Below are 12,206 nucleotides of genomic sequence, written 5' to 3'. Positions count from 1 at the left end.
AAGGAGCATACAATGATTAATATGAAAAAGAAAATTTTACCAATTATTTTAGGGAGCCTGCTTTTTAGTAATGTTTTTGCTCAAAGCAACAATCTCAATAAAACGCCTGAAGCCAAAAGAATAATCAGCCTTGATTTTAATAAAGAAAAGGGAAGTTTTAACACCTCGTTTAAAGTATGCGTTGGGGCAGGGCGCGCAAATGAAGGTTTGAGAGCCGACTGGCAGCAACAACTGGCCACTGCAAGAAAAGAATGTGGTTTTAAATATATCAGGATGCACGGCCTGCTGACAGATGATATGGCTGTTTACCGGGAGGACCGGAACGGAAACCCGGAATATAACTACCAGTATGTCGACGTTTTATATGATTATATCTTAAGCATAGGCATGAAACCCTTTGTAGAATTAGGGTTTATGCCCGGCGCTCTGGCAAGTGGTAATAAAACCATCTTTTGGTGGAGGGGGAATGTAACGCCGCCCAAAGACTATAAAAAATGGGAAGGTTTGATCAGGAACCTCACTCAGCATTTTACCGAACGATACGGAACTGATGAGGTTAAGACGTGGTATTTTGAAGTTTGGAATGAGCCTAACCTGAAAGATGGTTTCTGGACAGGTTCACAGGATGATTATTTCAAACTCTATCAATACAGCGCACAAGCGATAAAAAGTGTAAACCAAGCCTACAAAGTTGGCGGCCCTGCTACAGCTGGGGCAGCATGGGTGCCTGAAATGATAGCGTTTTGCAACAAAAATTCGGTGCCAATTGATTTTGTAAGCACACACGCTTACGGTGTAAAACAGGGATTTTTGGATGAATATGGATCAACAGGTACGGTACTTGACAAAAACAAGGAAAGTGTTAGCGGCGATGTTTGGAATTCACGCAAGCAAATTCAAAATTCAGCACTCCCTAAATTGGAATTGCATTATACAGAGTGGAGCTCGTCATATACGCCTGCCGATCCAATACATGATAGTTATCATGCGGCGGCATACATACTTGAAAAGCTGAAACAAACCGGATCGGCAGCCAATTCCATGTCGTACTGGACATTTACCGACATTTTTGAGGAACCTGGCCCCAGGTTCACCCCATTTCACGGTGGGTTCGGTTTGCTGAACACGCAGGGGATAAAGAAGCCGGCATTCTTCGCCTATTCCTTTTTAAATAAATTGGGCGAAACCGAAATAGCCGACCAGGACAATTCTTCCTGGGCCTGCAAAAATAAAAAAGGCGATGTTCAGGTGCTGCTATGGGATTACACTTACACTTTACCTGATTCTGTTAATAACCAGTCCTATTACGTCCGGGATCTGCCCGCTAAATCAAAAGGAGAAGTTGAATTGGCTATAGCTGGTATGCCCAAAGGAAAATACAGGTTGGAGCTTTATAAAACTGGTTACAAAGTAAATGATGCTTATACCAATTATCTTTCGTTTAATAAACCCAATCAGCTGAGTAAGGCTCAAGTCGACTCGCTTAAAAAGCAGAATAATGGTGCAGCGATTCTTAAAGAGAATATAACAATCAATGCTTCAGGAACATTTTCAAAGAAACTTAAGATCAGGGAAAATGATGTTTTTCTTATCAATATGATCAAGCTTTGATAAATATTCAATTTACCGGGTTTTGTATTTACATGAAGCTCATGGTTGATACTTCTGCCGCTGGTGCTGAACATAATTTCACGAAAATATACATCATTAGTTCATATAGTTGTTAATCAAGACGGGTTAAATTAGTTTTAGTAAGTCAATTATGATTTTATGAGATATTTGATTTGTACGCTTATTTTAGTACTTGCTATTGCAGTTGTTAAAGCACAACCTACCCCGGTTAAAGTGAAAGAAGGGCTGATACAGGGAGCCGCTGAAAATGGCCTTTCAATTTACAAAGGTATTCCGTTTGCCGCGCCCCCGGTTGGCGAGTTGCGCTGGCGTGCCCCACAGCCTGCTGCAAAATGGGATGGAATTCGTATGGCTGATAAATTTGCGCCGGAACCCATACAGGGAGCGGCCCCTTTTTCAGGAAAAAGTGAAGATTGCCTGTACCTGAACGTTTGGTCGCCGGCCAAGTCGCCGGGCGACAAAATTCCAGTACTTGTATGGATCTACGGAGGAGCTTTCAATTTTGGTGGCACTGCTGAGGCTGCTTATAACGGTGAAAAGCTGGCAGAAAAGGGTGTAGTGCTGGTGAGTATTGCCTATCGTGTAGGCCAGCTTGGATTTTTGGTACACCCCGAATTAAGTGCCGAAAGCCCAAACCATGTATCAGGGAACTATGGCCTGCTGGATATGATCGCTGCCCTTAAATGGATTAAAGAAAATATAGCGGCTTTTGGGGGAGATCCTGATAAAGTAACTATTTTCGGCGAGTCGGCAGGAGGGATAGCGGTTAGTATGCTATGTGCAAGTCCTTTGGCTAAAGGGTTATTTACGGGGGCCATCTCCGAAAGCGGTGGCTCATTTGGCCCTACACGCAGCACAACTTACCCCGGCGAAAATATGAAAACTCTGCATGATGCCGAAGTTGCAKGTGAAGCCTATGTTAAAGGTGCCGGGTTTTCGTCAGTTGCCGGTTTGCGAAAGGTAGATGCTGATAAACTTCCGGGTATACGTGGGCTCGCGTGGCCTATTGTTGATGGTTGGGCGATACCAGACGATCAGCATAAACTCTATGAGGCCGGCAAATATAACAACACACCTACATTGGTGGGCTACAACTCTGATGAGGGCGCCAGTTTTTCTCCGCCCAAAACTCCCGAAGATTATATTACCGCTGTGAAGAACCGCTATGGTAAGTTTGCCGATGAGTTAATCAGAGCTTACCCTCCCGGCACAGGTACGGTTGCAAAAACAGCCCGTGATTTGACGCGTGATGCTGCATTTGGCTGGCAAACCTGGAGCTGGGCTACCTTACAGGCAGACAAGGGTAAATCGAAGGTGTTTTATTATTATTTTGATCAGCACCCTGAATACCCTGTAGGCTCTCCCCGTGAGGGCTATGGATCGCCTCATGCGCAGGAAGTTGCTTATGTATTTGGAACGCTTGATGCCTCGAGCCCGCAAACAAGTAAAACAGACCTGGAAATTTCGGATGTAATGAGTACTTATTGGACAAACTTTGCAAAGTACAGCGACCCCAACGGCGTCGGTGTACCTAATTGGCCTGCATTTAGCACCGCTCATCCTACGGTTATGCACTTTTCCCAAACTGCGCATACCGGCTCTGTTCCAGACGTAGGTGCATTAAAGGTATTGGATGCTTATTTTAAATGGAGGCGTTCGCCCGATGGTAAAACCGGCATTCAATAAGGTTTGTGCTATAAAATCCAAATAAAGATAGGCTGTATCATAACCATGAACAGCCTATTTTTCGTATGATTGATTTGGATACCCGATGAAGTCAATTTCGTATAGGCTACTCCCTGAGGCGCATTTTAATTTTGGATACTTCTCTGGGTGTGCCGATAAATATGCTTACTATGGGTGCGTTTACTTTAGTTAATTGACTTTTTTAACAGTTATTCAAGCCGCAGAATCAGGATACCTGCATTGTTTTAAGCTAAACTTAAACTATAGCTAATCCCGCAAACACAAAGTGTGGCATTAGTAAGATAAAAGCTCCGGGAATCATTTACACTAAGCAAACCCTACCTTTCCGACTCGAAAAAATTAAGAAAAAGAGCTTTTATAATTCATCAGATAGTCGTTTTTAAGTGAAGAAGAGGATATTTCTGAAAAAAATGACTTACAGACTTCCGTTTTTGCAAATTGAAACATTTTGCACCCTATTTTTTAACTTTTGTGCTCCATTATCAATCTAATTTCACTGTCAAATTAATAAACCTGGTACTGGTTTAAAATATGGCCATTATTCTTAAGGCTGTGTTTTGTTGATTTAACCTATACTTTTTTTATTAGTTATCCTTTGCCTTTAGGAAAATAAATTAACCAATTAAACCGGTTCAAGCCTGTTTTTATTCTTATCTGAAAAATGAAATTAACGTTAGCCTCTCTTTGCGCAGGATAGCAAGTGTCTTATTGATTTTTTTAATAAGTGCAGTTGTTGTAAAAAATGGTACTTATTCGGTGCGTAAACCGGTAAACGGTTTTCTGTTTAAAACTATCCCCAACATTACCGGTGTATGCCTTAATGGTAATGTGATATGGATCCTCATCTTAACCCGGTTGTCTAAATACTTCACACTCAATAAACCAATTATTCACGACGGTCATATCGTCAATCAAACCAATTTCTTATGAAGAAAAATTTTAATTATTTTTTATGCATCATTGCAGCATTCGCCTTAACAAGTTGTAAAAAGCAGGAGGTTGTTAATCAAGGTACTAAACCGATTGAAACAAGTACAGGCAAACTGAAGGTATCCAGCACATCGTACCCGAGCTACAACACCTCGCCACTTGCGCCCGATCAAACAGGAGTAACCAGTACCGCAACTCAGCTCGCGGCAAAATTTCAGTTAGGGTGGAATATTGGTAACACACTCGAAGCTACAGGTGGAGAAACAAATTGGGGCAATCCTTTGGTTACCCAGGCACTTATTGATCAGGTAAAGAGAAGTGGATTCACCGCCGTTCGTATCCCTTGCGATTGGGATCAGTATTCTGACCAGAACACAGCGCAAATTCAGCAAGCATGGCTTAACAGGGTGCAGCAGGTTGTTCAATATTGCGTTAACGACGGCTTGTATGTGATATTAAATATCCATTGGGACGGCGGATGGCTGGAAAACAATTGCACAACCGCTGCACAAGCTGCTGTTAATGCCAAGCAAAAGGCTTTTTGGGAGCAAATAGCTACACAAATGCGAGGTTTCGACGAACATGTTATCTTTGCCAGCGCGAATGAACCCGCTGTGTCAGACGCTACTGGGATGGGCGTATTGCTTTCTTATCATCAAACGTTTGTTAATGCGGTTCGGTCAACCGGCGGGCACAACAGTTACAGGGTGCTGCTTATCCAGGGACCCTCTACCAGTATTGACTACTCAAACAGCTTAATGAATACGCTTCCTACGGATCCCGCGTCCAATCGCCTGATGGTTGAAGTACACTATTACACTCCCTTTAATTTTGCCGGTTTGTCCGCGGATGCCAGCTGGGGTAACATGTTCTATTATTGGGGCAATGGCTATCATTCTACAAGCGACGCTTCACGAAACGCAACCTGGGGCGAGGAGTCAGACGCTGTTGCAGATTTTCCGCTGATGAAATCAAAATTTATTGATAAAGGCATACCTGTTATCCTGGGAGAGTATGGAGCAATCCGCCGGCTGCAAACGCTTTCCGGAGATGCATTAACGCTGCATCTTGCCGGCAGAGCCTACTATCTCAATTATATCACACACCAGGCATTACAATACGGCCTACGCCCGTTTTATTTTGACGACGGGTCGTCTGGTAATAACGCGTTCAGGATCATTAACAGGCAAACGAACGGAGTGGCCGATCAACAAGGGATGGCGGCAGTAGCACAGGGAACGCAAAATAATACTTCGTCGGCCATTCAGATTGGGCAAGTTTACCAGATCTATAGCAGAAACAGTTTTAAAGCACTGGAATTTGCGGGCTGGGGCACTGCCAATCAAACCCAGGCCGACCAATGGGATTATTTAGCGGGAGCAAACCAGCAATTTAAAGTAGAAGATGCAGGTGGTGGCTATTATAGATTAACCCCTATGCATGCCACCGGAAAGTGTTTGGAAATGTATGGCTTTGGAACCGGTAACGGCGGACAGGCAGATTTATGGGATTACAACGGCGGCGCAAATCAAAAGTGGTCGATTCAGTTAACCGACAACGGATATTATAAGATCATTAACGCCAATAGCGGGAAGGCTTTGGATGTTACGGGGGCTTCGCTTAACAACGGCATTGCAGTTACCCAATGGACTTACTCCGGGGGCCGTAATCAGCAATGGGGCTTTGTGAAAATATAATATAACTATTGGCCTTTTTGTATGTCTTTTTCTTTAATAAAAGGGTAAAAGAGTATACCCCAATATTGATGATTATTGACAATTAAAAAAGGAAAAAACAAAAAACCTTCAAATTTAGCGGTTTGAAGGTTTTTTGCTTTTTGCGATTGTTTTTTTAGAAAGTGTTCAGAATTGACATGGAAGGATTTTTGTTCCACAATTGGTCGTAAATGTGAAAGAAAACGTCGGTTATGGAATGCTTTTTTTAATTTTTTGAGTTTAGCTTTGGGTGTTTGCAACGATAGGTTATCGCAAACAGACCAATTATTATTAAAAAATAAAATAAGCACTATTATAATGCGTCATTGCCTGCCGGTATTTTGACTTCTCATTTCTTTATTAACAACATGAAATTGCGGGTATTCATAGTAAGTATAATTGTATTTGTTTTCATTAATCTATCTTCTTCAGGTCAATCAGCAGTAACGGCCCCTGTGTGGGGGAACTGGACATCCTGGGGCGATCAGGGCGATGGTACTTTTCGGAACCCTGTATTACCTGGCGACTACAGCGATACCGACTGTATCCGCGTGGGGGATGACTATTATGCCGTTTCCTCTACTTTTCAATATTCCCCGGGTTTTGTTATTCTCCATTCAAAGGATCTTGTTAATTGGAGCATCCTTGGCCATGTTGTGAATGATATTTCAGTTATTTCGCCCGAAATGAACTGGAATAGGATGAATCGTTACGGGAGAGGGATATGGGCCGGGGCAATACGGTATCATCAAAACCGGTTTTGGGTGTACTTCGGGGATCCGGACGAGGGATATTTTATGAGCTCATCGGTTAAACCGGAAGGGCCCTGGGAGCCGGTGCATAAGGTATTGGCCGAAAAAGGCTGGGATGATTGCAGCCCTTTTTGGGACGATGATGGCCAGGGATATCTTATAGGGACAAATTTTAGCGATGGATATAAAATACATCTGTTTAAAATGTCTGCTGATGGGAAATCCCTGTTAAAAGAATCAGACAAGGTTATTCATCAATCAAAAGGTAGCGAGGCTAATAAACTATACAAAATCAATGGTTATTACTATCACCTTTTCAGCGAGGTAAGGGCTGGCGGGCGTGCCCTGATGATGGAACGTGCAAAAGAAATTACGGGTCCTTATGAAACACAACGACAACTGAGTGAAGTGCAACTGCAGTTTCGCGAACCCAACCAAGGCGGGTTAATAGAAACAGCTAAGGGCGATTGGTATTTCCTCACACATCACGGAACGGGGGATTGGTCGGGAAGGGTGTTAAGCTTGTTGCCGGTTCATTGGATGGCAGGTTGGCCCATCATCGGCAGGCCTAATGCTGCAGGAATAGGCGAGATGGTCTGGTCTGCAAAAAAGCCGGTAAAATCAAAGAAAATAATTTGCCCGAAAACCAACGATGAGTTCAAGGCGCAAGTACTTCAGCCTCAATGGGAGTGGAATTATCAGCCGCGGCAGAATAAGTGGTCGCTAACAGAGCGAATGGGATGGTTACGGCTTTATGCTTTTCGGCCCTTAGTCGATAACCTTTTAAAGGCCGGTAACACCCTAACGCAGCGCACCTATAGAACCACTCGTAACGAGGCAATCGTTAAAATTGATATCAGCAGAATGACTACCGGGCAAAAAGCAGGGCTGTCACATTTTGGGGCTCCCGATTACTCGGCCATTGGTGTTCAATGTGAAGGCACAATTAAAAAGTTGATGTTTATAAACAAAGAAATAGTTACTTCAGGTCCCGAAATTACTGCTGGCAATATCTGGCTAAAATCTGTCTGGGCATTGGATGGTAAAAGCCATTATTCATACAGCACCGATGGCATAACATTTACTCCTTTCGGGGATAGTTATCAATTGATGTGGGGATCTTACCGGGGCGACCGGCTGGCCTTATTTACTTACAATATAAAGGGTGATACCGGGAGTATTGACATTGATTATTTTCATTACACTTATAATAAATAATGATGTGTTTTAACTCGCCGGCACTTAGGCAAAAAAGGCAGGCCATGGATTACATGCCTGCCTTGTAAAGATGCAGGAATTGAAGGGATTTGCCCGCTATTTGTTCTCCCCGGCTTCGGCGCTGGTATCGTTTCTGGAGAACAGCGAGATCCCGATAGCGAGACCGACCCATGGACGGCCCTGGTATTTCCAATCGCGCCCGAGGCTGCCGGGAATATAGTCGGCGCCGACAAACGCGCCGATTTGGAAATTATCGTAAGCGTATAGCACGCCAACGTTGAAGCTAAAAGCGCCTGCGCTGGTACCTGCCGGGCTCTTGCCGCTTTTCTGGCTCAGGCTATCTGTTCTGACATTGGATATGCCGAACCCGCCGATAAAGTTAACAGACTGGGGCAGAGTGCTCTCGATTTGTTTCCTTATGCCTGCCACAAAGCCGAGGTTCAGTTTTTCTTCGAAAGAGAACTGCCTGTCTTTGCCGTTACCGAAGCGTAGTTTGATCGGCAGCGTCATCACACCCCAGGTAAAGTCGGTTTTGGGCCCGTAGTACGCGAGGCATGAACGGTTGAAAATATCCGGTTTAATGGCGAATTCCTTATAGTTAGCCCAGGGGCCAATGTAAACCTTATCTGTTGCTGGCAGGTAGGCATTTGCCTGTCTGATGGTATCACGCTGGTAAACCCGTGTTCGTTTTGATGTATCAAATCCGCTGGTGCGGTACCGCCAGAAGGTCACTTTGATATTATTGTCTTTGTCGAAACCCGTTACACTGAACTTAGTCCCTGCGCTTGCGCGGTAAGTGACGGAAGTGATAGCTTTATTGGTATCGTTAATACCATAAACAGGGATGAAATCGGGCACAATGGTATACATTTTTCCGATAATGGCTTGTCCGTAACTACTTAGGGTAGATAGTAACAGGATGGCTGAAAGGATCGCAATTTTTCGCATGGCTGTATGAGTTAAAGGGTTAAAATGAATTTAGTCCGGGCCGTTAGCAGCTGCTTTTTCACTTGATGTACCCCTCCGGTATCCCAAACAGCCGCACTGTTATTTTTTACAAATTTCATTTGAATAGGCGCCATAGATCAGCGTTTGATCACCCTTTTGGGCAGGGTGTTTTTACGGTATCGGAAAACGTGAAAGCTACCTAAGGATATGTTGTTTTTTTTTGAAGTTTCGCTATCGAAATTATTGATAATCAGGTATATTTAAGCACCTTAAACTTACACTCATGAAAAAAATCATTTTATTTGCCGGAACTGTTATAGCAATAGTGTCGGTAGCCTGCTACGGGAATAACATAACAAGAAAAAATGGGGATAGCATCAAAAAGCAAGCGAAATCCGCGAGGATTGTCGATACAATCAGAGCTACGCTTGACGGCATTCCCGAAACGCAAGCAAGGCTGATGTTTAAAGATTTCAAGGGGACAGGCTTTTCGACTTACAAAACGAGCCAAACGTGGTACCATATAGATATGGCCATGTTCAGGGCAATGGTCGCCATGCTGAACAAGGAAAAAGCTGCTGAAGGGACAATCACCGGAGATGGGAAAATTGATGGCATCAGAATCTATTTTATTGAAAACCCAAGGGAACCGCAATGTCCTACAATTTCTTTTGTGGCTACCCGTGATAGCAGTCTTAAATTTCCACATACTTCACATCGCGAAACTGATCCCTCGCAACACCGGGATTATTATATTCACGACAAGACAAATGCTTTATATACAACTGTGAACAGGAATGTGGAAACAGGGCATGACAATGATGGCGGAGGGGCTGAATTGTTTGTCGATACACCCAAGGTTAAGTGTGCCGGAACGCAAGATGACGTAAAACCAGGTGATGCAAGACAAATGGTGAAAGTATTCGTGGATAATAAGGATGAAGCTTTTAATTCCTGGAGCGTGTGGTATCGACTGGAATTGTTCCAGGACGTATTGCATATGACTTCAAATGCTGGAGTCAGATTTTATTTGTGCAGGCATATCGCAAATAATTCCGATAAAGGACGCCATACGTTTCTTATCGTGCCGACAAACAAAATGACAGGCAATTCGGGCAAATACAAAGATGACTATACCTGCCCCGCAGTTCACTGGAATAAATCATCTGCTAAAGACAATGGCGAGTTATGTCCGCATCATTGCAATTAAATTGTGAGTTATGTGGAATTATCTAACAGTCAATACGGTTAGCGAATGTTTATGCCTGGCCGCGGCAGTCGCGTTCGTCGGCCGGGATAAAACTTTCGCCTGGCGGTGTATGCCCCTGTTCCTCTTGTTCACCTGCGCGGCCGAATTAATAGGAATTTATATCTACAGCAGCACTTCCAGTCAAAACAATCACTGGCTTTACAACGGGCTTCTGGTATTCCAGGTTTTGTTTACGCACATCATGTATTTTTATCTGCTTGCACCTTACCGCAAATACAAATTGATGTTATTGGTTGGTATCGGGCTGCTGGTTATGAACTATAGCTATGATATGTTAACCGCTGGCATTTTTAAATTCAGCGTACATACATATACAATGCTTGCCGTATTGAACATCCTTTATGGCCTGGTTTATTATTACCTTAAATTAAACGATGACGAGCGTTACGAGAACCTTTTATATTCGGCGGGCTTCTGGTGGGTGGCGGGTAACCTGTTCTTTTCTTTCGGCAGTACAGTATCTAACCTGTTTGATGACCAGCTGTATTCGATCAAATTAAACGGGCACCATTTAACTTTTTATATTTTCCGGGGCCTGGACATTATTCTTTACGGTTTTTGGACCTATGCTTTTTATTGCAGAAGATGGAAAAACCTGGCGTAAATATCCTGATGCTGCTGGCTACGCTCATTTTTTTGATGGCACCGGCTTTCCTCGTTGTGTATATACTTGTATACAGCCGCAGAAAGAAAAAGCTCCAGGACGAAAAAGCTGAGATGCGGCTCAACTATGAGGCAGAGCTGATGAACAGCCAGCTGGCCATGCAGGAACAAACCATGCAAACCATCGGCGCAGACCTCCATGATCATATTGGGCAGTTACTGAGCCTTGCTTCATTGACCCTCGGCAGTGTGGAGATCCGGGACGATCAGCGCGCGACTGAAAAGGTGAATTCGGCAATTGAGATTACCAGTAAATGCATTGCGGAGCTTAGGCACCTCGGTAAACTCATTCAGTGCCAGCAGATGGCTGATGAAGGGCTTTATTACGCTTTGCAACAAGAAATCGCCTGGCTGGAAAAGACAGACCGGTTCAGGATCAGACTTGCATTTGACGATGTGCTGAATTCAATTACCTGCGAGGAAAAGAACCTCATCATTTACCGGGTAATACAGGAGCTTGTGAACAATATTGTAAAACATGCCGGAGCCAAAGAGATTGAACTCAGCTTAATGTATAATGAGAGCAAGCTTTACCTTTCAGTAAGCGACGACGGGAAAGGCTTTGATCCTGAAAAACCGGAAAAAAGGGGGATGGGTATGTTCAATATTCATAAACGGATCGGATTGCTCAATGGGCAGGTAAAGATCAATTCAAGGCCGGATGAAGGCACGAAAGTTTCGATAATTATTCCTTATCCATAATATGAACGCAAAAATAAGCATCGCGATAGTTGATGACCATACATTGTTTAGAATGGGCCTGTCGAGCATCTTGCGTGAGTCGGTAGCTATTGACGTCCTCTTTGAAGCGGAGAACGGGCGTGAGCTCCAGCAAAAAGTACGTGATAACGTTCCTGATGTTGTGCTCATGGATGTCAATATGCCAGTAATGGATGGCTACGAAGCTACGTCATGGCTAAAAGGAAATTACCCCGATGTAAAAGTCCTTGCACTCAGTATGTATGAGGATGACAACAGCATTATTAAAATGATCCGCTGCGGGGCGGCCGGTTATGTTTTGAAGCAATCCCGTCCCGGCCAGCTGGTCAATGCCATCGAAATGATCTATTCAAGTGGCTTCTTTTTTAATGAATTGGTTTCGGCCGGGTTGAGGCGAAATGTGCTCAGGGATGATTCGACCTCCAGGCTTTCGGACCGGGAAAAGCAGTTTCTCCAGATGGCCTGCTCTGAACTAACCTATAAGGAAATAGCTGATAAAATGTTCGTAAGCCCAAGGACGGTAGATAACTACCGTGAGGCATTGTTCGAAAAGTTAGGCATTAAATCCCGGGTAGGACTTGTCCTTTATGCTATTAAAAATAATTTTTATAAGATCATTTGACCTGTCATGACGCAGCTCAGGTAACAGGT

Annotated in this window: 11 protein-coding genes; 9 read left to right on the top strand and 2 right to left on the bottom strand. The window is 43.7% G+C overall.

All coding sequences use genetic code 11. The features are described 5' to 3' along the window. Positions 1 to 21: 21 nt before the first annotated feature. The 4 genes from AC1DUD_RS07605 (at position 22) to AC1DUD_RS07590 (ending at position 5,966) form a co-directional block, all read left to right on the top strand. Complete coding sequence (locus AC1DUD_RS07605; protein ID WP_477373208.1) at positions 22 to 1,611, top strand: GH39 family glycosyl hydrolase; 1,590 nt, start codon at positions 22 to 24, stop codon at positions 1,609 to 1,611. A gap of 159 nt (positions 1,612 to 1,770) precedes the next feature. Continuing rightward, complete coding sequence (locus AC1DUD_RS07600) at positions 1,771 to 3,318, top strand: carboxylesterase/lipase family protein (protein WP_477373206.1); 1,548 nt, start codon at positions 1,771 to 1,773, stop codon at positions 3,316 to 3,318. A gap of 729 nt (positions 3,319 to 4,047) precedes the next feature. Continuing rightward, positions 4,048 to 4,269 carry a hypothetical protein gene (locus tag AC1DUD_RS07595; protein WP_477373204.1) on the top strand — a complete coding sequence of 74 codons (222 nt, stop codon included), beginning with the start codon at positions 4,048 to 4,050 and terminating at the stop codon, positions 4,267 to 4,269. After that, complete coding sequence (locus AC1DUD_RS07590) at positions 4,266 to 5,966, top strand: cellulase family glycosylhydrolase (RefSeq protein WP_477373202.1); 1,701 nt, start codon at positions 4,266 to 4,268, stop codon at positions 5,964 to 5,966. The genes AC1DUD_RS07595 and AC1DUD_RS07590 overlap by 4 nt, the downstream gene beginning before the upstream one ends. A 5-nt stretch (positions 5,967 to 5,971) precedes the next feature. Here the strand turns inward: AC1DUD_RS07590 and AC1DUD_RS07585 are convergent, their stop codons facing one another. Beyond that, entirely contained in the window at positions 5,972 to 6,295 is a 324-nt protein-coding gene (locus AC1DUD_RS07585; protein WP_477373200.1) for a hypothetical protein, read from the bottom strand. Positions 6,296 to 6,352: 57 nt separating this feature from the next. Between AC1DUD_RS07585 and AC1DUD_RS07580 the strand changes: the two genes are divergently transcribed. Next, positions 6,353 to 7,954 carry a glycoside hydrolase family 43 protein gene (locus tag AC1DUD_RS07580; protein WP_477373198.1) on the top strand — a complete coding sequence of 534 codons (1,602 nt, stop codon included), beginning with the start codon at positions 6,353 to 6,355 and terminating at the stop codon, positions 7,952 to 7,954. Between the two features lie 96 nt (positions 7,955 to 8,050). Here the strand turns inward: AC1DUD_RS07580 and AC1DUD_RS07575 are convergent, their stop codons facing one another. Further along, the gene (locus AC1DUD_RS07575) at positions 8,051 to 8,902 is read right to left on the bottom strand and encodes a hypothetical protein (RefSeq protein WP_477373196.1); all 852 of its coding nucleotides are present in this window, start codon (positions 8,900 to 8,902) and stop codon (positions 8,051 to 8,053) included. A 283-nt stretch (positions 8,903 to 9,185) separates the two neighbouring features. On the opposite strand from AC1DUD_RS07575, the gene AC1DUD_RS07570 reads away from it, so the two are divergent. From AC1DUD_RS07570 to AC1DUD_RS07555, 4 genes are read left to right on the top strand one after another with little or no spacing between them, the layout of a single operon-like run. Next, positions 9,186 to 10,112, top strand: coding sequence for a hypothetical protein (locus AC1DUD_RS07570; protein ID WP_477373194.1), 927 nt, complete (start codon positions 9,186 to 9,188; stop codon positions 10,110 to 10,112). 10 nt (positions 10,113 to 10,122) lie between these two features. Then, complete coding sequence (locus AC1DUD_RS07565; protein ID WP_477373192.1) at positions 10,123 to 10,776, top strand: hypothetical protein; 654 nt, start codon at positions 10,123 to 10,125, stop codon at positions 10,774 to 10,776. After that, positions 10,758 to 11,537 carry a sensor histidine kinase gene (locus AC1DUD_RS07560; RefSeq protein WP_477373190.1) on the top strand — a complete coding sequence of 260 codons (780 nt, stop codon included), beginning with the start codon at positions 10,758 to 10,760 and terminating at the stop codon, positions 11,535 to 11,537. The genes AC1DUD_RS07565 and AC1DUD_RS07560 overlap by 19 nt, the downstream gene beginning before the upstream one ends. Position 11,538: 1 nt before the next feature. Next, on the top strand, positions 11,539 to 12,177 hold the full coding sequence (locus tag AC1DUD_RS07555) for a response regulator transcription factor (protein ID WP_477373188.1): 639 nt from the start codon (positions 11,539 to 11,541) through the stop codon (positions 12,175 to 12,177). Positions 12,178 to 12,206: the final 29 nt, after the last annotated feature.

Source organism: Mucilaginibacter sp. P4_A11 (assembly GCF_056402535.1).
Note: the sequence above shows the minus strand (reverse complement) of the source record. Positions and strands in the feature narration are given on the sequence as shown.